The sequence below is a fragment of the Brevundimonas sp. PAMC22021 genome, assembly GCF_019443405.1.
Taxonomy (GTDB): domain Bacteria; phylum Pseudomonadota; class Alphaproteobacteria; order Caulobacterales; family Caulobacteraceae; genus Brevundimonas.
On record NZ_CP080376.1, the window covers coordinates 588,011 to 611,067 of the forward strand.

Annotated in this window: 24 protein-coding genes and 1 pseudogene; 3 read left to right on the forward strand and 22 right to left on the reverse strand. The window is 69.5% G+C overall.

The annotated features are described in order from the left end of the window. Nucleotides 1-15 precede the first annotated feature (15 nt). The 5 genes from argS to xseA all read right to left on the reverse strand — a co-directional run bounded on the left by argS (nt 16) and on the right by xseA (nt 5,417). Nucleotides 16-1,830 (reverse strand): arginine--tRNA ligase, encoded by a 1,815-nt coding sequence (gene argS, locus KY493_RS02785; protein WP_219897479.1) that lies wholly within the window; start codon nt 1,828-1,830, stop codon nt 16-18. A 1-nt stretch (nt 1,831) separates the two neighbouring features. After that, a complete protein-coding gene (locus tag KY493_RS02790; RefSeq protein ID WP_219897480.1) occupies nt 1,832-2,521 on the reverse strand; it encodes a Tat pathway signal sequence domain protein in 690 nt (229 codons plus the stop codon). A 46-nt stretch (nt 2,522-2,567) separates the two neighbouring features. Continuing rightward, entirely contained in the window at nt 2,568-3,131 is a 564-nt protein-coding gene (locus tag KY493_RS02795) for a DUF3035 domain-containing protein (RefSeq protein WP_219897481.1), read from the reverse strand. Between the two features lie 67 nt (nt 3,132-3,198). Next, complete coding sequence (lspA, locus tag KY493_RS02800; RefSeq protein ID WP_219897482.1) at nt 3,199-3,705, reverse strand: signal peptidase II; 507 nt, start codon at nt 3,703-3,705, stop codon at nt 3,199-3,201. 95 nt (nt 3,706-3,800) lie between these two features. Beyond that, the gene (gene xseA, locus KY493_RS02805) at nt 3,801-5,417 is read right to left on the reverse strand and encodes an exodeoxyribonuclease VII large subunit (RefSeq protein ID WP_219897483.1); all 1,617 of its coding nucleotides are present in this window, start codon (nt 5,415-5,417) and stop codon (nt 3,801-3,803) included. A gap of 65 nt (nt 5,418-5,482) precedes the next feature. Between xseA and KY493_RS02810 the strand changes: the two genes are divergently transcribed. The 3 genes from KY493_RS02810 (at nt 5,483) to purD (ending at nt 7,444) form a co-directional block, all read left to right on the forward strand. Continuing rightward, nucleotides 5,483-5,644, forward strand: a complete 162-nt coding sequence (locus KY493_RS02810; protein ID WP_219897484.1) for a hypothetical protein — start codon at nt 5,483-5,485, stop codon at nt 5,642-5,644. Nucleotides 5,645-5,665: 21 nt separating this feature from the next. Beyond that, complete coding sequence (locus KY493_RS02815) at nt 5,666-6,097, forward strand: hypothetical protein (RefSeq protein WP_219897485.1); 432 nt, start codon at nt 5,666-5,668, stop codon at nt 6,095-6,097. A 72-nt stretch (nt 6,098-6,169) separates the two neighbouring features. Then, nucleotides 6,170-7,444: a phosphoribosylamine--glycine ligase gene (gene purD, locus KY493_RS02820; protein WP_219897486.1), complete on the forward strand. Its 1,275-nt coding sequence runs from the start codon at nt 6,170-6,172 to the stop codon at nt 7,442-7,444. Nucleotides 7,445-7,507: 63 nt separating this feature from the next. Here the strand turns inward: purD and KY493_RS02825 are convergent, their stop codons facing one another. The 17 genes and pseudogenes from KY493_RS02825 to KY493_RS02905 form a co-directional block, all read right to left on the reverse strand. Further along, entirely contained in the window at nt 7,508-8,302 is a 795-nt protein-coding gene (locus KY493_RS02825) for a hypothetical protein (RefSeq protein WP_219897487.1), read from the reverse strand. Nucleotides 8,303-8,406: 104 nt separating this feature from the next. Beyond that, nucleotides 8,407-9,102 carry a murein L,D-transpeptidase catalytic domain family protein gene (locus KY493_RS02830; RefSeq protein ID WP_219897488.1) on the reverse strand — a complete coding sequence of 232 codons (696 nt, stop codon included), beginning with the start codon at nt 9,100-9,102 and terminating at the stop codon, nt 8,407-8,409. Nucleotides 9,103-9,428: 326 nt separating this feature from the next. After that, nucleotides 9,429-10,430: pseudogene (lpxK, locus tag KY493_RS02835) on the reverse strand (tetraacyldisaccharide 4'-kinase); the annotation flags it as partial. Then, nucleotides 10,427-11,722, reverse strand: coding sequence for a 3-deoxy-D-manno-octulosonic acid transferase (locus KY493_RS02840; protein ID WP_219897490.1), 1,296 nt, complete (start codon nt 11,720-11,722; stop codon nt 10,427-10,429). The pseudogene lpxK and the gene KY493_RS02840, both read right to left, overlap by 4 nt. After that, nucleotides 11,719-12,402, reverse strand: a complete 684-nt coding sequence (locus KY493_RS02845; RefSeq protein WP_219897491.1) for a lysophospholipid acyltransferase family protein — start codon at nt 12,400-12,402, stop codon at nt 11,719-11,721. Before KY493_RS02845 ends, KY493_RS02840 begins: the two co-directional genes overlap by 4 nt. Nucleotides 12,403-12,405: 3 nt before the next feature. Then, nucleotides 12,406-14,256, reverse strand: coding sequence for an ABC transporter ATP-binding protein (locus KY493_RS02850; RefSeq protein ID WP_219897492.1), 1,851 nt, complete (start codon nt 14,254-14,256; stop codon nt 12,406-12,408). A 66-nt stretch (nt 14,257-14,322) separates the two neighbouring features. Further along, nucleotides 14,323-14,541 (reverse strand): hypothetical protein, encoded by a 219-nt coding sequence (locus tag KY493_RS02855; RefSeq protein WP_219897493.1) that lies wholly within the window; start codon nt 14,539-14,541, stop codon nt 14,323-14,325. A gap of 64 nt (nt 14,542-14,605) precedes the next feature. Next, nucleotides 14,606-14,848 (reverse strand): DUF4170 domain-containing protein, encoded by a 243-nt coding sequence (locus tag KY493_RS02860; protein WP_219897494.1) that lies wholly within the window; start codon nt 14,846-14,848, stop codon nt 14,606-14,608. Nucleotides 14,849-14,941: 93 nt separating this feature from the next. Further along, nucleotides 14,942-15,736: a 3'(2'),5'-bisphosphate nucleotidase CysQ gene (locus KY493_RS02865; RefSeq protein WP_219897495.1), complete on the reverse strand. Its 795-nt coding sequence runs from the start codon at nt 15,734-15,736 to the stop codon at nt 14,942-14,944. Further along, nucleotides 15,733-17,097, reverse strand: coding sequence for a TldD/PmbA family protein (locus tag KY493_RS02870; RefSeq protein ID WP_219897496.1), 1,365 nt, complete (start codon nt 17,095-17,097; stop codon nt 15,733-15,735). Before KY493_RS02870 ends, KY493_RS02865 begins: the two co-directional genes overlap by 4 nt. Nucleotides 17,098-17,136: 39 nt before the next feature. After that, entirely contained in the window at nt 17,137-18,927 is a 1,791-nt protein-coding gene (locus KY493_RS02875) for a M14 family metallopeptidase (protein WP_219897497.1), read from the reverse strand. Between the two features lie 61 nt (nt 18,928-18,988). Beyond that, on the reverse strand, nt 18,989-19,303 hold the full coding sequence (locus KY493_RS02880; RefSeq protein WP_255567990.1) for a type II toxin-antitoxin system PemK/MazF family toxin: 315 nt from the start codon (nt 19,301-19,303) through the stop codon (nt 18,989-18,991). After that, entirely contained in the window at nt 19,304-19,633 is a 330-nt protein-coding gene (locus tag KY493_RS02885) for an AbrB/MazE/SpoVT family DNA-binding domain-containing protein (RefSeq protein WP_219897498.1), read from the reverse strand. It lies immediately after the preceding gene. 41 nt (nt 19,634-19,674) lie between these two features. Then, nucleotides 19,675-21,204: a UbiD family decarboxylase gene (locus KY493_RS02890; RefSeq protein WP_219897499.1), complete on the reverse strand. Its 1,530-nt coding sequence runs from the start codon at nt 21,202-21,204 to the stop codon at nt 19,675-19,677. A gap of 27 nt (nt 21,205-21,231) precedes the next feature. Beyond that, nucleotides 21,232-21,882, reverse strand: a complete 651-nt coding sequence (locus tag KY493_RS02895) for a Pr6Pr family membrane protein (RefSeq protein WP_219897500.1) — start codon at nt 21,880-21,882, stop codon at nt 21,232-21,234. A 16-nt stretch (nt 21,883-21,898) separates the two neighbouring features. Further along, nucleotides 21,899-22,147 (reverse strand): helix-turn-helix domain-containing protein, encoded by a 249-nt coding sequence (locus tag KY493_RS02900; protein WP_219897501.1) that lies wholly within the window; start codon nt 22,145-22,147, stop codon nt 21,899-21,901. 41 nt (nt 22,148-22,188) lie between these two features. Further along, nucleotides 22,189-23,034 carry an aldo/keto reductase gene (locus KY493_RS02905; RefSeq protein ID WP_219897502.1) on the reverse strand — a complete coding sequence of 282 codons (846 nt, stop codon included), beginning with the start codon at nt 23,032-23,034 and terminating at the stop codon, nt 22,189-22,191. Nucleotides 23,035-23,057 lie beyond the last annotated feature (23 nt).

A 23,057-nucleotide genomic window follows, 5' to 3' on the forward strand; every position in this document is an offset into this window, starting at 1 on the left:
CGAAGATGCCGGGTGCTACATCCGCTCCGGCGTCTCGATGCCCAGAAGGTCCAACGCGGTCTCCAGCTGGCGCAACGCCGCGGCCGATAGCGTCAGCCGCGATCCACGCGTCGCCTCGTCCGGCGCGGCCAGGACCGGGCAGGCGGCGTAGAACTTCGAGAACGACTGGGCGATGCGATAGGCGTGCTCGGCCAGCAGGTGAGGCATGCGCTTGTCGTAGGCGTCGGCTACGGCGGACGAGAAGGCGTCCAGCGTCAGGGCGAGGTCACGCTCGGCTGGGTCGGCGATCATGATCGGGCCGGGCGCCGCGCCCTGGTCCTCGGCCTTGCGCAGCAGGGATTTGATCCGAACCGCCTGGTACAGCAGATACGGGCCCGTCTTGCCCTCGAAACTGGTGAAGCGGTCCAGGTCGAAGACGTAGCTGGTGGTGCGCGCGTTCGACAGGTCGGCGAACTTCAGGGCCGCGATGGCGACCTTGTGGGCGATGGCTTCGAACTCGTCGGACGGCAGGTCGTCGCCCAACCTGGCTTCCTGCAGCCGCTCGCGCGCCTTGTCGGTCGCCATGTCGATCAGGTCGCGCAGCTTCAGCACCCCGCCGGCGCGCGTCTTGAACGGCTTGCCGTCCGCACCGTTCATGGTGCCGAAGCCGAGGTGCTCCAGCGAGCCTTCCGGGGCATAGCCGACCAGATAGGCGGCGCGGAACACCTGCTGGAAATGCTCCGCCTGGCGCTCGTCGACGACGTACAGGACCAGGTCGGGGCCGATGGCCTGCTTCCGGTCCAGAATGGTCGCCAGGTCGGTCGTGCCGTACATGGCCGAGCCTTCCGAGCTGATGACCAGGAGCGGCGGCGGGCTGGGCGCCTCGATCACCGAGCCGTCCGGCAGCTTCTTCTTGCGGGTCTCGCCGGGTTTGGCGACGTGGACCACCTGGGCGCCGTCGTCCTCGACCAGCAGGCCCGTGTCGCGCAGGTGCGCGATCATCTGGTCCATCAGGGGATGGGCGTCGCTTTCGCCGTTCCACAGATCGAAATCGACCGACAGGGCGGCGTATTCCCGTTCCAGCGCCTCGCGGCTGACGATCACGAAATGGCGCCACAGGGCGCGATAGCCGGCGCGGCCGGACTGAAGCTCGGCCGTCGCCCTGCGCGCGCGGTCGCGGAACGCCGGGTCTTCCTTGGCGCGTCCGGCCGCCAGCGGATACAGCCGGTCCAGGTCGGCCAGCGTGACGGGGCTGTCCTCGGGGAAAGGACCGTCGCCTTCGGCCATGAAGGCGTCGGCCCCTGGAAGATTCTGGCCCTCGTCGCCGCAGGCGACGATCAGCAGGCCCATCTGGAAGCCCCAGTCGCCGAAATGGGCGTCGCCCGTCACCTTGTCGCCCCGGAAACGGAAGATGCGCTTCAGGCTTTCGCCGATGATGGCGCTGCGCAGGTGGCCGACGTGCATGGGCTTGGCGACGTTCGGACCGCCGTAGTCGATCACCACCTGGCGCGGAGAAGCGACGATGGCCGCGCCCGCATGATCCGCATCGGCCGCGATCTCTTGGGCCCGAGCGGATAGGGCGTCGTCCGCCACCTTCAGGTTGATGAAGCCGGGGCCGGCGACCTCGACCGACAGCAGGCGTGCATCGTCCTTCAGCCGCTCGGCCACGCGCGCGGCCAAGTCGCGGGGATTGGCCTTGAGCGCCTTGGCGGCCGCCAGCGCGCCATTGGACTGGAAGTCGGCCAGGTCCGGGCGGTCGGACGGGGTCACGGCGGCGCGCGCTGCATCCACGCCTTCGGCGGCGAAGGCGGCGGCGACCGCTTCGCTGAGGGTCGTCTTGAGGTCGGTCATCTTATTGCGCGGGCGGGGTCGCGGCGGGGGCTTCGGCCGCCGGGGCCTGCGCGCCGGCGTTGACGCGGAAGCGGCTGCCCGAGCGGTTGAACTCGGCCATCTGCGGCGTGATCTCGAAGCCGACCAGGACCTCGAAGTTGCCGCCGCTGGTGGTGGCCTCCGCGCGCGGAATGACGATGGTGCGCTCTTCGGTCACCGTGGCGGTGCGCTGGCCGTCGAAGTTCACGGGCAGGTCGAAATATTCCTTGGCCAGCACGGCCTTGTTCCGCTCGGTCACCGCGACCCAGTAGCGATAGGTCTTCTGCCCGTCGGTCGCCTGAGCGCCGCGGCCCAGGTTGAACAGGATGTTCATGTCCAGCCGGATCGGGTCTTCGCCGCGATAGGTGCAGTCGGCGTTCAGCCCCTCGATCTCGCCGGTGTAGCCCACGGCGCTGACGGCCGCGCGGTTGTCTTCCAGCTCCACATAGCGGGCGGCGTCGTACAGCACCTTGACGAAGGGGCAGGGGCCGGCGTTGGCGCGACGGCTGAGCGGCGCGATGCGCGGAGCGCGGGACTGGCCGCTCCGTTCCTCCTGCTGAGCGCCGGCGCTTTGTTCACGCTGCTGGCGGTTGGACGACTGCGCCTCGGCCGCGGCGGGAAGCATCGCCGCCGTCAGGGCCGCGGCGATCATGAGATGGGAGACGCGACGCATCAGGCAGGGTTCCGATCGTGGGGCAGGGAGGACGACGGCGTCGTTCTTAGAGGCCCGGCAGCTTGAAGCCGCCGCTGCGGCGCGGGGTGATGGCGATGCCCTGTTGACCGCCGGTCAGGGCCTGCAGGCGCGCCGCCTCGCTGGCCGGGTCGATGGTCACCGCGCCCTCGGCGGTCTGGCTGACGGTGGGCGCTTGCGTCGCCGCATCGTCCTTGCGCCAGAACAGGATGCGGTTGGCGAAGCTTTCTTCCTTGTGCGCCAGGTCGCCGAACTCGTCATCGACGACGTAGCGCGCCAGCGGGTCCGCGTTCTCGCCACCGGCTTGCGCCACCAGGGCCTGTTCGCCCGGCGTGCGGGTCACGGCCTGGCGCTGGCCCAGCAGGATCTGACGGGCGGCGCTCTCGGGGGCCAGCTCCTGCGGGCGCGGCTGGCCGGGCGACGGCGGACGCAGGCCGTATTCCGGGGGCACGCTGAGCGGCGCGGTCGAAACGGTCAGGAACTCGTCGGGCGTGACGCGGCCGAGGCCGGCGCGATCACGCAGGGTCCCGCAGGCGCCCAACGCAAGCGTGGAGGCGGCGAGGGTCAGGACGGCGACGCTTCGGATACGCATGGGTCAGCTCAGGCTTTGCAGGCGCCGTGCGAGGGGCGCGAAGATGGGCGTAGTGAAGAGCGGGTGATTACGACTTTTCGGGGGCCACGCCAACCTTGGCCGCCCGCTCGGACAGGATGCTGTCCAGGATCAGCAGGACGACGCCGATCGTGATGGCGCTGTCGGCGATGTTGAACACCCAGGGAAACACGCCGGTGCCCGAGAAATCGACGAAATCGACCACATAGCCGAAGCGGATCCGGTCGATGACGTTGCCGATCGCGCCGCCCATGACCAGGCCGATCGCGGCGATCAGCAGCTTGCGGTCCGCCTTCAGCGCCCAGACGCCCAGCGCGCCGGACACGACGATCGAGAAGACGCTCAGCACCCAGCGCGCTTCGCCGCCGCCGAACAGGCCAAACGACACGCCCCGGTTCTCGACCCACGAGAAGTTCAGGATCGGCGGCAGGACGGGGACGCGGCCGACCTCCTGCAGCGACAGGCCGCCGATGATCCAGGCCTTGCTCAGCTGGTCCAGCACGATGATCGCAAGAGCGAGCGCGAAGGCGACATAGGCGGTGCGGCGGACGGTCATGCGATCTCGGCTTGGCCTTGGGGCGGCGGATGGGCGCGCTTAGCAGGAAGCGGAGGCAAGCTCCAACCCCAAGCGGCCGCGGCGGCATGAGGCGATCAGAACAGGCTGCCCTGGCCGGGCGCCGGCGGCTTGGCGCGCGGCGCGGGCCTGGCCGGGGCGGGAGGCGCGGCGGGGGCCGGGGCGGGGCGAGGCTCGCCCTCGACCACGGCGTCTCTCGACCCGTCGCCGAACACAAGGCGCACCGACTGGCCCGACGCCAGGGCGGCGGCCGAGGTCAGCCAGCGGCCGTCGGCGTCCTCCACCTTGGCGAAGCCGGGCTTGGGACGACCCGGATCCAGGGTGGTCAGCGCCCGCGACAGGGAGGCCAGGCGATCCTCCGCCCGCTCCAATCGGCGCGGCAGCACGGGCGTCAGCCGGGCGACGACGGCGTCCAGGCGCGCGGCCCGTTGGTCCAGCCGCCGATGCAGCGGCTCGGGAGACAGACGGGCGGAGACGCGGATCAGCCGCCGCTCGTGCGCCGCGGTGTTCGCTGACAGCGACGACGCCAACCGTCCCGCCGCGCTCGTCAGACGGTCGCCGCGTCGTTCGATGGCGCGCTCCAGCAGGGCCGGGTTCAAGCGTCCGCCGATCAGCGTCGCCCGCCGTTCGTGCACCGCGACATTGCGAAGCAAGGCGCCTTCCAGCCGGCTGGAGGCGCCGTCCAGCCGCTGTTGCGCCAAGGCCAGCAGGTCCTCCGGTCGAGCCGGCAAGCCTCGCGCCACCGAGCGCAGACGCGTACGGCGATCCTCGATCAGCCGCCCGCCCGCCTGCGTCAGCCGCCGGTCCATGTCGCCGACGGCGTATCGCAGGTCCGCGAGCACCGGCGTCGCCATCTCGGCCGCGCCGGTCGGCGTGGGCGCGCGCCGGTCCGACACGAAGTCGATCAGGGTGGTGTCCGTCTCGTGCCCGACCGCCGAGATGATCGGGATGGTGGCCGCCGCGACCGTGCGGGCCAGCCCCTCGTCGTTGAAGCACCACAGGTCCTCGACCGAGCCGCCGCCGCGCGCCACGATCAGCAGATCGGGGCGGGGGATCGGCCCGCCGGGCGTCAGGGTCTCGAACCCTCGGATCGCCGCCGACACCTGACCGCAGGCGCTTTCGCCCTGCACCACCACCGGCCAGACGATCACGCGGCACGGCCAGCGCTCCTCGATCCGGTGCAGGATGTCGCGGATCACCGCGCCCGTCGGGCTGGTGATGACGCCGATCACCGCTGGGAAGGCGGGCAGGGGCTTTTTCAGCGCCGGATCGAACAGCCCTTCGCCGCGCAGCCGGACCTTGAGCCGCTCGAGCTGCGCCAGCAGGGCGCCGGCGCCCGCCGCCTCCATGGTCTCGATCACGATCTGGTAAGAGGACCGCGCCGGATAGGAGGTGATCTTGCCGGTGACGATGACCTCCAGCCCGGTCTCCGGCTGGACCCCCAGCCCGCGCGCCTGACCCTTCCACACCACGCCGTCGATGCAGGCCTTGTCGTCCTTCAGAGTCAGATAGACGTGACCCGAGCCGTGCCGATTAACCTTGGAGATCTCTCCGCGCAGCCGCACATGGCCGAAGCGATCCTCCAGCGTCCGCTTCAGCGCGAACGAGAGCTCCGAGATCGACAGGGGCGGATTGTTGTCGCGGGGCGCGGGCGGCGCCTCCACGGCGCTTTCGAAGACATAGTCGTCGCTCATCGTCCGATCATAGCCTGCGTCGATGCGCGCGGGAACGCACCTCGAGCGGCGCCGTTGGATCACACATGGCGCCGAACACACCCCTCGGGGGCGATTCCGAAGATCCCGATCCGGGCGAGCGCGAGCTGTCGCGCCGCAGCGGCGGGCCGGCGATCAGCCTGTGGCTGGTGATCGGCGCGATCGTGCTGCTGGGGCTGCTCGTCTACGCCGTGTCGGCCCTGTTCTGACCTCTTGCTGAAGGATGTGACATGAACCGACTGACCCTGACCGCCGTCGCCGCCCTGGCCGTGCTGGGCGCCGCCGCCTGCTCCGACCGCGAGGACGACGTGGTCCAGCCGCCGGCCGCCGGCGCCGCGCCCGAGCCGGTCACCGAGACCCAGGCCCAGGTCGCCCAGACCCAGGCTGCCGTCGCCTTCGGCATGACCCGCCAGCAGCTGGAGGACGCCGACCTGTTGTCGGCCCAGGGCAACACCGACCTCGGCGATGTCGAGACCCTGGTTTTGGACGCGAACGGCGCCCTGACCGGCATCGTGGTCGAGCTGGAAGGCCCCGGCGATCCCAAGGTCGTGGTGCCCGTCGCGCAAGTCAGTTCGGTCGATCAGAACAGCGAAAAGGACCTGACCACCACCCTGACCGCCGCCCAGCTTCAGGCTCTCCCCGCCTGGACGCCGCAGGGCTGAGGATGGGTTAAGGCGGGTGTAAGCTTGTCGGCCGCTTGACCGCTCCTCACCGGGCGGTCATTGCCGCTGATCATGAACATCCTGCTTGTCGGATCGGGCGGACGCGAACACGCCCTGGCCTGGAAGATGGCGCAGTCGCCGCTGCTGACGCGCCTTGTGGCCGCGCCGGGCAATCCCGGCGTCGCGCGTCTGTGCGAGGTCCGGCCCGAGCTGAAGGCCGACGATGCGGAAGGCCTTGCCGCCCTGGCGCGCGAGATCAGGGCGGACCTGGTCGTGGTGGGGCCGGAGGTCGCGCTGGCGGCGGGTCTCGCCGATCGGCTTGCGGCGGCGGGTATTCCGTGTTTCGGCCCGACGGCCAAGGCGGCGCAACTGGAGACCTCCAAGGCCTTCTCCAAGGACCTGCTGCAACGGCACGGCATCCCGACCGCCGGCTATGGCGTGCATGAGACCGTGGCGGACGCCAAGGCGGCGCTGGACCGGTTCCAGCCCCCCTATGTCATCAAGGCGGACGGTCTCGCCGCCGGCAAGGGCGTGGCCATCAGCCCCGATCGCCGTGACGCCGAGGCCGAGATCGAGCGCATGCTGGGCGGTCGCTTCGGCGCGGCCGGCGCGCGCGTCGTGATCGAAGAGTTCATGGACGGCGAGGAGGGCTCGCTGTTCGCCCTGTGCGACGGGCAGCGCGCGGTGCTGTTCGGCGGCGCCCAGGACCACAAGCGCGCCTTCGACGGCGACCTGGGGCCGAACACCGGCGGCATGGGCGCCTATTCGCCCGCGCCCGTCTTCACCCCCGACCTGGTGCAGCAGGCCGACGAGCGGATCGTTCAGCCGACGCTGCGCGCCATGGCGGCCGAGGGCGCGCCCTATCGCGGCGTGCTCTACGCCGGCCTGATGGCCACGGCGGACGGCCCCAAGGTGGTCGAGTTCAACGCCCGCTTCGGCGACCCGGAATGCCAGGTGCTGATGATGCGCATGGCCGGCGACATCGTGCCCTATCTGCTGGCCTGCGCGCGTGACGATGTCTCGGGCCTGAAGCCGCCCCAGTTCAAGCCGCAGACGGTGATCTGCGTTGTCCTTGCCGCGAAGGGCTATCCCGACAGCCCGCTGGAAGGCTCCATTATTCGGGGCGCCGAGCAGGACTTCGGCCCGCACGTCCAAGTCTTCCACGCCGGCACGCGCCGCCGCTCTGACGGCCAGCTCGCCGCCGCCGGCGGCCGCGTCCTCAACGTCTGCGCGGAAGGGCAGGACATCGACGAGGCTCGCCAGCGCGCCTACGCCGCCATCCGCCAGATCGACTGGCCCGGCGGCTTCCACCGCACCGACATCGGCTGGCGCGCGCTGGAGCGGTAACGCGTCAGTCCAACGACGCGGCGGCGCTCCCTGTCTTGTCCACGGCGCTCGCTTGCCTGATGATCAGTGTCGCGTAACCATGGTGCGGCGCATCTCCACCGCTTCCAATCTGTCGATGCCCTTCAACAGAACGATCCAGGACCGCCCATCCGGCGCGGAATAGTCGAAGCTTATCTCCGCTTCCGGCCAGCGATTGTCGATGACGGGCTGCATGGTGCGCACCTGAACGCCGTTGCGCACGGGCTCATTGCGGAAGACTGTGTTCTGCAGATTGATCGCCAGCAGCTGATCCAACGGCAGATTGGCCAAGGCTCTTCGATGATTGGAGCAGGCGCCGCGTGTCTCGGAAGTGCAGCTGATCTCGAAACCCAGCCGCCTGCGCCCCGCAGCCTGCTTCATCGCGTCCGTCAGTCGCGTGAGCATTAGCAACGTCGCTTCGGTCTGGGCGTGGCTCGACCCGATCCATCCCTTGACCGACTGGCAGGTCTCGTCGGTCGCTTGCTGAGGGTAGGTCGGCGCGTAATGGGCGGTGGTGGTGAACGTCTCCAGCTGCAGCAAGGTGTCATCGGGAGCGTAGTTGGTGTCAGCCTTGGGGGCGCTCGCACCACCGATGTGAACCGTACGCCGGCACAATCCTGCAGCATGTACGACAGGGCGTTCCCACAGTCCGATGAAGTATCTCTGGCCGGGGCTCCATTTCTTGCGGATATATCCGTCGGTGATCCGGCCGGCCACGTCCGGGGGAAGCACGCGTGGAGCCAGTACAACGGGGTCCGCGTTCCTGACCTCACCGAGGGGCAGGGTTTCCGTCGCCTGCGTCGAAGCGCCAAGAACAAGAGCGGCCATGAAGCCAAGCATGCGGTTCTCCTGCTACCCGAGGCAGGGTCGCATGGAGCCGCAAGGCTGACAATCGGGGTTCATTTCGCCGGAACAGCGGAGATCAATCCCGGCCGGTCTCCGGCCTACGCCCAGGCGAACAGCAATCGGCCTTCGCCCATGCGCTCGCGCAGGGCCGGCAGGTCGGCGTGGGCGACGGAGAAGCAGCCGTAGGAGCGGCCGAGCTTGCCTTCGCGGGCCAGGAAGCCGGGATCGGCGTAGTCGGCGCCGTGGATGATGATGGCGCGTTCGCGGGCGCGGTCGTTGGAATACTCCAGGCCGTCCAGCAGCACGTTCGGCCCCTGTTGCGAACCCCAACTGGCGCCGGCGGTGGCGAAGGCGCCGACCGAGGACATGTTGCTGTCCGGCGTGTTGGAGAAGCGCTGGGCGTAGCCCGAGTGCGCCGGGTCCGATCCCCGCCCGTGGCAGGTGCGCAGCACCGTGACCTGGCCGCCGACCATGTCGACCTCGTACAGCCGCTCGTCGCCCGAGTATTTCTGGAAATCGACCAGATACATCCGGTCGCGCAGGGGAATGCGCTTGTGGTGGACGTCCAGGGCGGCGACCGCGCGCTCCATCAGTTCCTTGCGGACCTGTCCACGCGGGTCGAGCGGCGGCGCGGGCGTATGCGAGACGACGATGGAGGCGGGAGCCTGCGGAACCACGACAGGCGGCGCGACCGGCGCCTGGGCCTGGGTGATCAGCGGGGTGGCCTGTCCGGTGGCGCAGCCCGCCAGCATGGCCGATCCGCCCAGGATCAGCCCTCGTCTCGATAGCCGCATGCGACGCCCTCGTTGCGGTTGTTCTTGGGCGTGTTGTTTCAAACAGTCGCCCACGGAGCAACCTGAGCCATAGTCCCAGTCGGCGCGCCAAGGCCTTGAATACCGTCACAATCTTGCCGATCGCGCGTCATGCTGCGCTGAAGCTTCCGATCAGCGAACTGACACCTCTCACGCCGAAACTCAGCAATGCCGGGCTTTGGTGTAGGTCACCGCGCGTGGACATCGACGCGCGAATACGGCGGGCTCGCCATCCCGGACGCCGGGCGCTGACCAGATAAAACTTTCGTGAGCGGGGAACTTTTTGCGGTTTTTAGCGGTGCGGCAGCCAGGTTGGCGAGCAGGAAGCGGATGAACGCCGGCTCGTTTTCGAAGCACGCCACGACCGGCCAGGCGGTGACGCTCTGGCGTTGATCGGCATCGAGCCGCACCCAATCCTTTTCGGTGGTGATCAGGCCGGCGTCGAACGCAGCCGCGCGGTCGTGCAGAAAGGCGATGTCCTCGCCTCGATAGGGCGCGTGGTCGGGAAAGGGGACAAAGTCCACAAGGTCGGCGCCGGCGGCCTTCAGCGCCCGCTCGACCTTCCAGGGCTTGGCGATGCCCGCGAAGCCGACCAAGGGACCGGGAGGCGGCGGATCGACGGCCCGCAGCTGCGCAACGAAGACGGGCAGATCGCCGAAGCCGGCCAGCAGTTCGCCGCTGACCTCGTCTGCGTCCGTCGGCGCGATCACGATCACAGCGTCCGCGCGGGCGAGGCCGGCCGCCAGCGGCTCTCGCATCGGCCCCGACGGAAACACCGAGCCGTCGCCGAACGGCCATTCGTCGCCCCGCGTCTCGCCGTCCACGACGACGAGGCTGACGGTCTTCTTCAGCGTCGGGTTCTGGTGGCCGTCGTCCAGGACCACGACATCAGCCCCGCTGTCCGCCGCCGCGCGCGCTCCGGCCGCCCGGTCGCGCGCGATCCAGGCGGGCGATCCTTGCGCCAGCATCAGCGGCTCGTCGCCGACGTCGGCGGCCGAATGGCGTTGCAGATCGACCCGCACCGGCCCCGCCAGCCGACCGCCATGGCCGCGCGACAGCGCCTGCGCCTCGACGCGCTGCTCGCGCAGCAGGCGCAGCACCTCGCGCGCGATCGGGGTCTTGCCCGACCCGCCAACCGTCAGATTGCCGACCGAGATCACGGCGCAACCGGGATCGATGGGCGCGGCGTTCCGGATGCGCCGCGCCGTCTCGGCCGCCCAGATCCAGCCCAGCGGCTTCAGCAAAAATCGCGTCACCGGCGCATGGCTGCGGTCGCGGCGATACCACCACTCGGGCGTCTTCAGCTTCACAGCCGGCCCCTCGCGGGCGGGGGCGGCAGCAGCGGCTGCAGCACGGCCCACAACCGGTCCAGCCCCGACGCCGCATCGGCCGCCGCACGCCGGGCGCGCTCGCCCATGGCCTTGGCCGCCGGCGGATTGGCGAGCAGCGGCGCGATGACGCCGGGCAGGTCGTCGAAGCCGCCGATCTGGATCAGGCCGCCCGCCTCGACCATGGCCGCATTCACCGCCGTCCAGTTGGCTCCGTCCGGCCCCGTGACCACCGGCTTGCCCAGCCGCGCGGGCTCCAGAGGATTGTGCCCGCCCAGCGTCAGCCGTCCCAGCACCGGCCCGAACGATCCGCCCAGCACCACCACATCCGCCAGCCGAAGAAACAGCCCCATCTCGTTCAGCGTATCGGCGATGTAGACGCCGGCGCCCTCGATAGCTTCGCCGCGCGAGCGCAGGCCCGCCTGGTGACCGCGCATTCGCAGGGTCTCGACGATGTCGGCGCCGCGCTCGGGATGGCGCGGCAGGACGATCAGGCAGGGTTGGCCGGGCAGGGCGCTCAGGGCCTCGACCATCGCGACCTCCTCGTCCTCATGGGTGCTGGCGGCCAGCACCACCGGCCGGTCGCCGATGGCGGCGCTGAGGCGGCTGAAGACGGCGGCGTCGTGGGGCAGGGGCGCGCCGGCGAGCTTCAGATTGGCGAGGCCGTCGACATGGGCGCCGAGCCCCCGCAGGCGCTCGGCCGAGACCTCGTCCTGCGGCAGGACGGCGTCGAACGCGCCCAGGAGATGGGCCGCCGACCGCGGAAAGCGCGCCCAGCCGTCCGCCGTCTTCTGCGTGATCCGCGCCGACACAAGCGCGAGCCGCACGCCGCGCGCCCGCGCCCTCAGCAGCAGGTTGGGCCACAGCTCGCTTTCGACGAACACGCCCAGCAACGGTCGCCAGTGATCCAGGAAGGCGTCCACGGCGCCCGGCGCATCAACCGGCGGGAACTGGTGGATGACCGCTGTCGGCATTCGTTCGCGCAGGATGGCGGCCGAGGTCACGGTGCCGGACGTGACCAGCAGGCGCAGGTCCGGCCGATCGCGCGACAGCCGCTCGATCAGAGGCAGCAGCGACAGGGTCTCGCCGACGCTGGCGCCGTGTAGCCAGACCAGATCGCCGCTCGGTCGCGCGACCGTGGCGATCCCCAGCCGCTCGTCCACCCGCGCCTGGTCCTCCTTGCCCCGCCGCACGCGCGCGTCCAGCAGGCGCGGCGCCAAGGGCTCCAGCATCCGCGTCAGCCAGCGATAGGCGATCAGCGGCAGCGGCGTCATGGCTTCAGCCCGGTGATGGCGTCGGCCCGCGCCTCGACCGCGTTCAGGCGCCGGGTCCAGTCGGCGACCACCGCCTCCATGTCGCCGTTCCCGGGAAAGCGGTCGCGGTCCCAGACGATGGCGCCGCGCCCGAACGGCAGGGGCAGCACCGCGCGGTCCCAGCTGTTCAGCCGAATCGCGGGCGAACAGCTCATGCCGATGAACAGCACGGGCGCCTTGGACATCCGCGCCATCAGCGGCAGGCCCTCTCCCATCTGGTTGGCCGGACCGCGCGGACCGTCCGGCGTGACGGCCAGGCCGCCGTTCTTCAGCTGGCGCAGCGCCTCGCGGAAGGCCTGCGCGCCGCCCTTGGCGCGTTCGGGCGCGTCCTTGCGGCCGGTTGAGCCATGGATGGCGGGAAAGCCCTGGCGCGCCACGGCCTTGGCGATGAACTGCCCGTCGGGGCTGAGCGAGATCAGCGCCTTGGCCGGCGTCGCTCGGTCCAGCGGCCAGCAGGCGGGCGACAGGCCGATGCGCGAATGCCAGAACACGGCGAGCACGCCGCCGTCCCGCGCCCACACCTCTTCGGCGACGTCCTGGTTCTCGTAGGTCCAGCGGATGGTGCGAAAGCAGAACCGCATCCATGCGGCCAGCACAAAGGACAGCGTCGCCTGGACGGCGCGTATGCGCAGCGGCCGCATGGCTCAGGCCACCACAGCCACGGTCGGCCGCTCGCCGTCCAGCGACTGCTGGCGCGCCAGGCGCGAATAAAGGCCGCCGCGCAGGACCAGGGCGTCGTGCGTCCCTTCCTCGACCACGCGGCCGGCCTCCAGCACATAGATGCGGTCGGCGTTGCGCACGGTGGACAGGCGGTGGGCGATCATCAGGGTGGCGCGCCCCTGCATCAGCCGCTCGAGCGCCGCCTGGACCAGCGCCTCGCTTTCGGTGTCCAGCGCGCTGGTCGCCTCGTCCAGCAGCAGGATCGGCGCGTCCTTCAGAAAGGCGCGCGCGATGGCGATGCGCTGGCGCTGTCCGCCCGACAGCCGCACGCCGGCCTCGCCCGCGCGGGTCTCATAGCCCTGGGGCAGGGCCGTGATGAAGTCGTGCGCCGCCGCCGCGCGGGCCGCCGCCTCGATCTCGTCCTGGCTGGCGCCGTCGCGTCCATAGCCGATATTGGCCGCGATGGTGTCGTCGAACAGGAACGGCTCCTGCGTCACCAGGGCGATGCGGTCGCGCAGGTCCACGGTTTTCAGCGCGCGCACGTCGCGCCCGTTCACCGTCACCGCCCCGTCCGTCACGTCGTAGAAGCGCGGCAACAGCGACAAGACCGTGCTCTTGCCCCCGCCGGAAGGCCCGACCAGCGCCACCGTCTCGCCCGGCGCGACGCGGATCGACACATCGCTCAGGGTCGGCGCGCCTGACGGGGCATAGGCGAACGAGACCCGGTCAAAGCTCACCGTGGTCGGCCCGGCGGGCAGGGGGGCGGCGTCCGCCGCCTCGCGGATTTCGGGCTGGATATCGAGCGAGGCGAACAGGCGACGCGCTGCGGTCAGGCCCTCGCTCATGATGGTGGACAGGTTGGTGACCTGCCGCAGCGACTGGCCGGCGGCGAGCAGCAGGCCGATGAAGGCGGCGAACTCGCCCACGTTCATCACGCCCTGGCGCGCCTGCCAGCCGGCGAAGGTGATCACGGCGGCGACGACGCAATAGGCCACCATGTCGCTGACGGGGCCGGCCAGGGCGCGGGCGTTGGCGCCCTTGATGACGTGGCGCTGGCGGCGGCGAACGACCTCGGCCACGCGCGCCTCCTCGGCCGCCTCGCGGTTCTCGATCTTGATCAGGCGGACCCCGTCCAGATTCTCCATCAGGGCGGTGGACAGGGCCTCGCTTTCGACCATGGCGCCCGCGGCGGCCTTGCGGGTGCGCTTGCCGAAGGTCCGCAGCACCAGCGACACGACGGGAATGGCCAGCAGCACCACCGCCGTCAGCCGCCAGTCGATCCACGCCATGTAGAGCAGCACGGCGATCAGCGTCAGCCCGTGCTGGGTGTAGCTGACCACGCCGGTCGTAAACGCCTCTCGCACCAGGTTGGCGTCGTAAAGGACGGTGGAGACAAAGGCGCCGGAATGCTGGCTGCGCAGGCGCGCCAAGTCGGCCCGGATCATGGCCGCGAACAGCCGCACCTGAATGTCGCCGACGATGCCATGGCCGATCCGGTTGACCAGCCGCGCCTGGGTCGACGTCGCCAGCGTCCTCAGCATCGCCGTGCCGACAATGGCGATAGGGATCCACAGCAGCGCCTGGTTCTCGGTCAGGCTGATCAGGTTGAACAGCCGCACCGACCCGCCGCCCGGCACGAACAGGCCGTTGATCGCCGGCTCCAGCAACCCCAGCAGCGCGGCCGACAGTCCCCCCGCCGCCGCCGCGCACGCCATGCCGGTCAGCAGGGCGGCCTTGTTGTCGGACAGATACTCGCGCCAGATGCGCGCGATCAGCGCCCACAAGGGCGCGTCCGCCGGCGTTCCGGCAGGGGTTGAAGGAGAAGCCGCACTCATTGGCCTTCGGTCGGACGGTCCGCCGTCCAAGTCAACCCGTGGCGACAACGGCGCAGGATGACTGCATCAGCCCCACGGTCCCTTGCGCGCCGCCGGATCGACCGGCGGCTCTGGCGGCGCGGGCTTGCGTTCGGCAGGTGTCTTCGCGCGCCCGTCCCACTGCTTGAACCAGCGCGCATAGGCGGAGTGGCCTCGCAACGAGGCGACCAGCAGCACCAGCACCAGCAGCAGGCTGACCAGGCTCATGATCTGGCCGCCGTCGATAGGCTGTCCGAACAGGGTCATGGGCGAGGGTCTCCGGCGGGCGTCGATCCGAACCCAGCGCGCGCCGGGGCCGGCGGGTTCCCGATCAGCCTTCCGCGTGCGGATCGATCAGCTTGTGCGCCGGCAGGATGAAGAAGCGCATGTGGGCGTTGTCGACCGTCGCCTGGGCGCGGGCCTTCCACACGCTCTTGGCCTCGTCATAGCTGCCGTAGACGCCGACATATTCCACCTGCGACAGGTCGCGGAAGACGTTCTCGTTCAGGGTGCGCAACTCGCCGCCGAGGACGATGTAGAGCTCCTTGGCGGGAACGGTGTTCTGGGCGGTCATGCGGAGGCGTCCTTGCAGGGGAGGGGCTTTTGGCGGGCGGCATAGGCCCAGACGGCGAAAGGATCAACGCCGTGCGCGCCTATTCGCCTCGGTTCACGCCTGACCGCTCAGGTCCCCGCACCGTCGAATGATCTCCGCATGCAGGCCCGGCGCCGCGCAGACCAGGCTGTTCTGGCGCGGATCGGCCCGGTTGAAGCGCCAGGCGGCGCCGCGATGATCGCTGACGACCGCCCCCGCCTCCTCCGCGATCAGGGCGCCCGCCGCGACGTCCCAGTCCCACTTCGGCGCTAAGGCCAGGGCGGCGTCAAACGCGCCCGCCGCCACCAGCGCCATGCGATAGGCCAAGGCATTGCGGCTTTCGTAGCGCATCTCGGGCCACGGCTCGGCCCAGCGCGCGTCGCGGAAGATGCGGGCGTCGGCGAGAACGCGCGCATCCTCGAGCATGCACGTCTGCGACGCGCGGATCGGCTGGTCGTTCAGGCGCGCGCCGCCGCCCCGCGTCGCCTCAAACGTCTCGTTCAGCGCGGGCGCATGGATGACCGCCGCGATCGGCTGGCCGTCTTCGATCACGGCGATGGGCACGCACCACCACGGCTTGCCTTTCATATAGGCCACGGTGCCGTCCACGGGATCGACCACGAAGATGCGCCGCTTGTTCAGACGCTCGGCCGAGTCCGCCGTCTCTTCCGACAGCCAGCCGTAGTCGGGTCGCGCCTCCAGCAGCCGCGCGCGCAGCATGGCGTCCACCTTCAGGTCGCCGCTGGTGACCGGCGACCCGCCGGCCTTGTTGTGGATCTTCAGCCCCCGCGCGCGCTCGGCCACCGCCAGGGCGCCCGCATCCAGCGCCGCCTGCCGGATCAGCTCAAGGTCAGCGTGAGCGTCCGTCATTTACCCGCGATGGCGACGGCGTCGAACAGCAGGCTGGGGCTGTTGAACCCGCCGCGGAACTGCAGGTCCGACCCGCGCTCCATTCGGGCGTAGAGGTCGGTCAGCCGCCCGGCCACCGTGACCTCCGAGACCGGATAGGCGACGGCGCCGTTCTCGAACCAGAAGCCGGACACCCCGGCGGACCAGTCGCCGGTGTTCCCGTTCAGCGACGGTCCGAACATCGAGGTGATCAGAAGCCCCGCGCCCGCATCGCGCATCAGCGCGTCCAGATCGCGTTCGCCAGGGCCCAGGTGCAGGTTGTGGGTCGACACGCCGGACGGACCGGCGAGGCCGCGCGAGGCGTGGCCGGTGGAGCGCAGGCCCAGCTGCGCCGCGGACGCCGTGTTCAGCAGCCAGGTGGTCAGAACGCCGTCTTCGACCAGCGCCCGACGCTCGACCCGCACGCCTTCGTCGTCGAAGGGGGTGGAGCCGAGGCCGCGCAGGCGGAACGGATCATCGATCAGGTCCACGCCCTGCGGCAGCACCCGCTCGCCCAGCCGATCCTTCAGGAACGAGGTGCCGCGCGCGATCGAGGGCCCGGCGATGGCGCCGACCAGCGGCGAAAGCACCTGGGTCGCGACGCGGTTCTCAAAGATCACCGGCGCGGTGGTCGAGCCGATCTTGCGCGGCCCGGTGCGGGCGACGGCGCGCCGGCCGCCCTCCAGGCCGATGCTTTCGGCGTCCGGCAGGTCGGACATGTGGCGGGTGGTGCGGCTCTCGCCACCGCGCTCCATGGCCCCGTCCTTTTCGGCGATGACGCCGACGCCGAGCGAAAAGGCCGTGCCGCGATAACGCCCATCGAAGCCGTGCGAGGTGACGAGACGCCAGTCGCTGGACGACCAGGAGGCGTGCCCGCCCTCGGATCGCGCGACGCCCGGCACGCCGAGCGCCGCCGCTTCCGCCGCGACGGAGACCGCTTCCAGATCCGCGGCGCTGCGTTCGGTGGGGTCGAACAGGTCCAGGTCGGCCAAGGCGCCGCGCGCCAGCTGCTCTTCGGGCGCGAGGCCCGCGAATGGGTCCTCGGGGGCCAGCTGCGCCATCGCCACCGCCCGCTCCACCAAGCGCGCCCGCGTGGCGGCCGAAAGGTCGGAGGCCGACACCGTCGCCTGACGCTTGCCGATAAAGACGCGCAGGCCCAGGTCGCGGGACTCCTCGCGTTCCACGTCCTCCAGCTTGCCGTTGCGGACGCCGATCGACAGGGCGCGCCGGTCGGCGGACACCGCTTCTGCGGCGTCGGCGCCCGCCCTCAGCGCCGCCTGCACCACATCGTTCAGCAGGTCCTCGGAGGCGGCGGCGGGAACGGCGTCAAGCGTTTCGGTCATGCCCCGATATGGCGGACGCGCCTGTCCGTCGCAACGGCCTCAGTCCTCGCGCGCCACCGGATAGAGCAGGTAGCGGTCGTCGTAGAAGGGCGTGCGTTCGTAGAACCACTGCAGCCGCGCATCGCCGTTGGCGGCGAAGGCGGGATCGCCGGCCAGCGTCTTCTCGAACTCGGCCTTCAGCGCAGGATCGGCCGCCATCATCCGCTCGGCCAAGGGCGCGATGGCGTATCCCTCGATGTATTCGACGCGGCTCAGCACCTCGGGGAACATGCCCCAGGCAAAGAAGCTCTCGCTCGACTGCGGCTCCAGCAACAGCACGGCGATGTCGCCGAGCGGCTGGTCAGTCGAGACGCGCACCGAGCCGACCGGCCAGGTCCAGTCCCGCCGCTCGACCTCCACCGTCTCGACCGAGATCGGCACATGACCCTCGTTCGGGCGCGTCGCCAGCTTGGGCTCGACCAGGCGCAGCATGGACACGGCCTGCACGCGCGGCTCGGCCAGCGTCTCCATCTCGATCCCGTGCGCCCGCAGGCGCTCGATGATGTCCGTGCGATACGACGGGACCCAATAGGCGGTCGGTCGCTTCAGCGTCAGCGTCGGCTGCGAGCCGTAAAAGGGCATGCGCCACGTTTCGGGATCGGCCCGGCCCAGCCAGCGGATCTCGCGCCGTCCCGACGCCGGACTGTCATAGGTTTCGTAGAGAATGCCCTTGAAGTCGCGCGTGGACGACGGCCGGTCTTCGGCCTCGAAGTTCGCGAGGATTTCGGCGGGGCGCAGCGCCAGATCGCTCTGCGTCGCCGCACGCAGATCCCCGCCGCGTTCGGCCAGCAGCCGAATGGCCTCTTCCATGAACACATAAGTCCCCAGCACCCGCTGCTCGTGGGGCTTCAGGCTATGGTTCTCGATCAGGATGGTCGGCACGTGCGCCGCCGCCCCCCAGCCGTTGGAGAAGCGTTCGCCCAAACCTCCATCCGACAGCCCCTTCTTCGGATCGCTGTCGTCGACGCCGAACACCAGTTCGCCCGGGATGTGGCCCTCCCGCTCCAGCGCCGTGTTCATCGCCGGCTTGAACACGGCGTCCAGCCAGCGCGAGCTCGCGGGCGAGCGGCTGAACGTCCCGTTCTCGCCATTGAAGCCGTAGGTGACGTCGTATTGGTAATCCATGCCGTCGGTGACGTGGACGTCGACATAGAGATCGGGCCGGTACTTCAGGATCAGGCCGCGCACAGCCCGCATCTCCGGCTGGTCCAGCTTCAGATAGTCGCGGTTCAGGTTCTGGTTGGTCGCGGTGTTGCGCCAGCCCTGGATGCGCGGCCCCCGCTGGTTGGGGCGAGAGTAGCGGCTCGCCCGCTCATGCCCGTCCACGCTCAGGATCGGGATCAGGATCAGGTTGACGCGGTCCAGCAGCCCGTCCTTGCCGTAGAAGGCGATGTCGCGCAGCAGCATCATGCCTGCGTCCTTGCCGTCGATCTCGCCCGGATGGATGCCGGCCTGGACCATCAGCACGGGCTTGGCCGGATCAAAGGTCGTCCCGTCCTTTGACGCGATCACCGCATGGATGGGCCGCCCCTCCGGCGAGACGCCGAACGGTTCGAGGCGGATCAGGTCGGAGGCTTGGTCCAGCCGCTCGAACCAGGCGCGGGTGTCGGCGTAGTCGGGGCTGAAGTCATGCGCCGCATCCGCCTCGAACGCCGTCGCCCACGGGTCATTGGCGTCGCGCAGCAACGCCCTCGACCCGCCGCTCCAGGCTGGCGCCGGCGGCAGAAACGGCCGGTCCCAAGGCGCGGCGTTGGGGACGGCAGGCGAGGCGAGATCAAGGTCTTGGGACATTGTCGGAGTTGCGATTACGAAGGCGGTGAGTGCTGTAAGTGAGACGAGGCGGAGCATGGCGTCAGTCTTCGAACATTTCGCGCAGAATGGCGAGGACGCCGGCCAGAATGCTCGGCTCCGCATCGCCGATACGCCGACTCAGACGAGCGTGATCAATCGTGCGAACCTGATCCGCCGCGGCGGCTCCCGGCTTTTCGGCTACGGATGTGGGGAATCGGAAGCGCCGATGGCCGCCACCGGTTAGAGGCACGATGATCGATGTTCCGCTCCGGTTCATCTGGTCGGGCGAAACGATCAGGCAGGGGCGGGTCTTACGGATCTCATGGCCTATGGTCGGGTCGAGGCGGACCCACCAGATTTCGCCGCGCCTGACCACCTAAGCTTTCACCACGCCATCGGCGCGAAGTTGCGCTTCGATACGCGCCATGTCCTCTTCCGAAAATGCGTCCCATTCGTCTTGCGAATCGGGCGTCAGATCCGCCTCCAGCCATTCCCGATCCTCAACGGCCAGTCCCTCGGCCGCGAGCGCCGCGAAATCGTCGGCCCAGCCTTCACGAACCTCACGCCGGGCGGGCGTGATGCTGACTTTGCCCGGCTCATAGACGAACTCCACAGCCGCGCCCTCGCTCACGCCAAGCGCCGCAAGTGCGGATTTGGGCAGGATGACGCCCGCCGAGTTGCCGATCTTTCGGACCTTGCTGGCCATCGCCGTCTCCGTTGCAACAAAGTTATAACGCGACCTTCGCGCTACTTCCAGATCGGCTTGCTGTCGCCCGGCAAGCCGAGCCGCCCCCACATCTCGCTGACCCGCTCAACCACCGCCTCGTCCATGCGGATTTCCTCGCCCCACTCCCGCTTGGTCTCGGGCGGCCATTTGTCGGTGGCGTCCAGGCCGATCTTGGAGCCCAGGCCGCTCTCCGGGCTGGCGAAATCCAGATAGTCGATGGGCGTCGACTCGATCACGGTGATGTCGCGCGCCGGGTCCATCTTGGTGGAGATGGCCCACATCACGTCCTTCCAATCGCGGGCGTCGATGTCGTGGTCCACGACGATCACCCACTTGGTGTACATGAACTGGCGCAGGTAGCTCCACACGCCCAGCATCACTCGCTTGGCGTGGCCGGGATAGGCCTTCTTCATCGACACCACGGCGATGCGGTAGCTGCACCCCTCGGGCGGTAGCCAGAAGTCCGTGATCTCGGGGAACTGCTGGCGCAGCAGGGGAATGAACACCTCGTTCAGCGCCTCGCCCAGCACACTGGGCTCATCCGGCGGACGGCCGGTGAAGGTGGTCAGATAGATCGGGTCCTTGCGCATGGTGACGGCGCTGACCTGGAACACCGGGAACTTCTCGACCGAGTTGTAATAGCCGGTGTGGTCGCCGTAGGGGCCTTCGTCCTCGAACGCGTCCAGCAGGACGTGGCCCTCCAGCACGATCTCGGCCTGCGCCGGCACCATCAGCGGCACGGTCTTGCACGGGGCCAGTTCGGCCTTGGCGCCGCGCATCAGGCCGGCGAACTGGTATTCCGACAGGGTGTCCGGCACCGGCGTCACCGCCGCCAGGATCGTGCCCGGATCGGCCCCAAGCACGACGGCGCAGGGCAGGGGCTCCTTCGGCCGGACCTTTTTGTGCCGGGCGTAGTGCTGGGCCCCGCCCCGATGGGCCAGCCAGCGCATTATCGCCCGATCCTTGCCCAGCACCTGCATGCGATAGATGCCGAGGTTGAAGTCGTCCTCACGATCCTCGCTCGGCCCCTTGGTCACCACCAAGCCCCAGGTGATCAGCGGCGCGGGCTCTCCGGGCCAGCATGACTGCACCGGCAGGGCGGTCAGATCGATCCGGTCGCCGGTCAGCACCACCTCCTGCACCGGCGCACGCCCCACGGTCTTGGGCCGCATCGACATCACCGTCTTGGCCAGCGGCAGCATCTCCATGGCGTCGGCGAAGCCGCGCGGCGGCGTCGGATTGCGCAAAAAGGCCAGCAGTTCGCCGACCTCGCGAAGTTCGCCGGTGGTGGTGCGATCCTTGCCCTCCAGCGTCACGCCCATGGCGACCCGTTTCACCGTGCCGAACAGATTGGCCAGGCACGGGATCGGGCTGATCGAGCCGTCCGGCATCACCGGCTTTTCAAACAGCACGGCCGGTCCGCCGTTGCGCAGCAGCCGCGTCTGGATTTCCGTCATCTCAAGCACGGTGGACACGGGCTCGGACACCCGCACCAGCTCCCCTTGCGCCTCCAGTTTCGCCATGAACTCGCGCAGGGATCGGTAGGCCATCGGTCGCTCCAGGTCTCGGTCGCTGGCCTAAAGGGCGGACGGCGCGCTGTCACGCCTCGCGCGGCGAGACAGAACCCGGTCCATGGCCACGATCAGCAGGCCCAGGGCGTAGAAGAAGGCGGCGAAGGCCAACAGGCTGACGCCCAGTCCGCCCCATCCGATCCGGTCCGGATCAACGAAGCCATAGGGCCACCAGCCGGAGACGAGGCCGTGCGCCACCGTCCAGACGCCGTAGACCAGCGGAAAGCCCAGCCACTTGGCCGCATCGATCCACCTCAGCCGACCCTTGGGCGTGAACAACAGCCAGTCGAGCACAAAGGCTGTGGGCGTGACGGTGTGCAGCACGACGTTGACCACCAGCAACCATCCCGTCGGGTTCCAGTAGGGCGCCAGCAGCAGGTGATAGATGACGCCGACCACGGTGATGTACATGGCCACCGAGGCCCGCACGCCTTCGCTGGCGCTCCAGCGCGCCAGCCGCCGGTGGTCTCTCAGCAGCGGCCCGGTGAAGGCCAGCGCCACCAGCAGATTGGTCAGGATGGTGAAGAAGCTGAACAGCCGGACGATGGCGGCCGCGACATCCCAACCGGCCTTGCCATCGACGGCAAGCGCGACCTGAACGGCCAGCGCCAGCCAGGCGACAACGGCGAACAGCCCGCGATACATACGCGCGCTCATCGGGCGCGCCGCCGCGTCAGTAGGCGCGCGTATCCGACACCAGCGCCCAGACCGGCAGATGCAGGGCGCGGGTCGCGGCGTCGACCTGGAGCATGCTGAGATGCTCCCGTCCCGCCTCCATCCGGCGCAGGGCCTCCGGCGTGACGCCGAGATCGCGCGCCAGGACCTCGGGCGCCATGCCGCGCTGATCCCGCCATCGCTTCAACCGCGCGCCGATCGCCGCATCCGTCGGATCGACGCCGGGAAAACCCAGAACAGAGCCCATGGCCGCACTCCCTGGCTGGGGCTCTGTCGGGCGACGGCCCCTTATGCGGCAACATCATCCCATTGGAAGGCCGGGTCAATCCAGTCGCCGAGACGGCCATCGGGACGCGCCAGGCCATGGATGCGCGCCACCTCTTCGTTCGACAGCTCGAAATCGAAGATGTCGAAATTCTCGCGCGCGCGGCCTTCCTTGGTGGTGCGGGGAATGGCGATGACATTCTGCTGGATCAGCCAGCGCAGCGTGACCTGGCCGTTGGTCTTGCCGTGCGCCCGGGCGATCTCGCTGATCGCGGCGTCGTCGGCGATCTTGCCCTGGGCCAGCGGCGACCAGGCGGTGATCGACGAGCCCAGCGCCTTGGCCGTCTCCAGCAGCGGCGTCAGCTTCAGATAGGGGTGATACTCGACCTGGTTGGTCAGCAGTCTCGACTCCGACAGGTCCTGCGCCTGACGGAACTCCTTTGACGGAAAGTTGGACAGGCCGATGTCGCGTGTCAGGCCCTGGGCGCGGGCGTCGTTCAACGCCTCCAGCGTCTCCTCGAACGACGGCTGCACCTTGGGCCAGTGCAGCAGCAGCAGGTCGGGGGTGAAGCCCAGCCGCTCCACCGATCCTTGCGCCGCGCGCTGCAGATCGCCGTTCGCGAAGTCCTCGACCCAGATCTTGGTGGTCAGGAAGATGTCGTCGCGGTTGACGCCCGAGTCCCGGATGCCTTGGCCGACGGCTTCCTCGTTGTTGTAGATTTTCGCCGTGTCGATGTGGCGATAGCCGATGCGCAGGGCCTCGGCGACCATGCGGCGCGCGTCCTCCGGCTCCAGCTGCCAGGTGCCGAAGCCCAGCAGGGGAATCTGCACGTCGCCGGCGGTGAGGGTGGGCTGGTCGCCATAGGCCATGGAAAGCTCCTTTGTCGGGGAAG

Bases quoted from the DNA above. Each gene is read 5' to 3' on its own strand.
- argS (WP_219897479.1), bottom strand. From the start codon at position 1,830: ATGACCGACCTCAAGACGACCCTCAGCGAAGCGGTCGCCGCCGCCTTC.
- KY493_RS02790 (WP_219897480.1), bottom strand. From the start codon at position 2,521: ATGCGTCGCGTCTCCCATCTCATGATCGCCGCGGCCCTGACGGCGGCG.
- KY493_RS02795 (WP_219897481.1), bottom strand. From the start codon at position 3,131: ATGCGTATCCGAAGCGTCGCCGTCCTGACCCTCGCCGCCTCCACGCTT.
- lspA (WP_219897482.1), bottom strand. From the start codon at position 3,705: ATGACCGTCCGCCGCACCGCCTATGTCGCCTTCGCGCTCGCTCTTGCG.
- xseA (WP_219897483.1), bottom strand. From the start codon at position 5,417: ATGAGCGACGACTATGTCTTCGAAAGCGCCGTGGAGGCGCCGCCCGCG.
- KY493_RS02810 (WP_219897484.1), top strand. From the start codon at position 5,483: ATGGCGCCGAACACACCCCTCGGGGGCGATTCCGAAGATCCCGATCCG.
- KY493_RS02815 (WP_219897485.1), top strand. From the start codon at position 5,666: ATGAACCGACTGACCCTGACCGCCGTCGCCGCCCTGGCCGTGCTGGGC.
- purD (WP_219897486.1), top strand. From the start codon at position 6,170: ATGAACATCCTGCTTGTCGGATCGGGCGGACGCGAACACGCCCTGGCC.
- KY493_RS02825 (WP_219897487.1), bottom strand. From the start codon at position 8,302: ATGCTTGGCTTCATGGCCGCTCTTGTTCTTGGCGCTTCGACGCAGGCG.
- KY493_RS02830 (WP_219897488.1), bottom strand. From the start codon at position 9,102: ATGCGGCTATCGAGACGAGGGCTGATCCTGGGCGGATCGGCCATGCTG.
- KY493_RS02840 (WP_219897490.1), bottom strand. From the start codon at position 11,722: ATGACGCCGCTGCCGCTGATCGCCTATCGCTGGCTGACGCGGATGCTG.
- KY493_RS02845 (WP_219897491.1), bottom strand. From the start codon at position 12,402: ATGCGGCCGCTGCGCATACGCGCCGTCCAGGCGACGCTGTCCTTTGTG.
- KY493_RS02850 (WP_219897492.1), bottom strand. From the start codon at position 14,256: ATGAGTGCGGCTTCTCCTTCAACCCCTGCCGGAACGCCGGCGGACGCG.
- KY493_RS02855 (WP_219897493.1), bottom strand. From the start codon at position 14,541: ATGACCCTGTTCGGACAGCCTATCGACGGCGGCCAGATCATGAGCCTG.
- KY493_RS02860 (WP_219897494.1), bottom strand. From the start codon at position 14,848: ATGACCGCCCAGAACACCGTTCCCGCCAAGGAGCTCTACATCGTCCTC.
- KY493_RS02865 (WP_219897495.1), bottom strand. From the start codon at position 15,736: ATGACGGACGCTCACGCTGACCTTGAGCTGATCCGGCAGGCGGCGCTG.
- KY493_RS02870 (WP_219897496.1), bottom strand. From the start codon at position 17,097: ATGACCGAAACGCTTGACGCCGTTCCCGCCGCCGCCTCCGAGGACCTG.
- KY493_RS02875 (WP_219897497.1), bottom strand. From the start codon at position 18,927: ATGTCCCAAGACCTTGATCTCGCCTCGCCTGCCGTCCCCAACGCCGCG.
- KY493_RS02885 (WP_219897498.1), bottom strand. From the start codon at position 19,633: ATGGCCAGCAAGGTCCGAAAGATCGGCAACTCGGCGGGCGTCATCCTG.
- KY493_RS02890 (WP_219897499.1), bottom strand. From the start codon at position 21,204: ATGGCCTACCGATCCCTGCGCGAGTTCATGGCGAAACTGGAGGCGCAA.
- KY493_RS02895 (WP_219897500.1), bottom strand. From the start codon at position 21,882: ATGAGCGCGCGTATGTATCGCGGGCTGTTCGCCGTTGTCGCCTGGCTG.
- KY493_RS02900 (WP_219897501.1), bottom strand. From the start codon at position 22,147: ATGGGCTCTGTTCTGGGTTTTCCCGGCGTCGATCCGACGGATGCGGCG.
- KY493_RS02905 (WP_219897502.1), bottom strand. From the start codon at position 23,034: ATGGCCTATGGCGACCAGCCCACCCTCACCGCCGGCGACGTGCAGATT.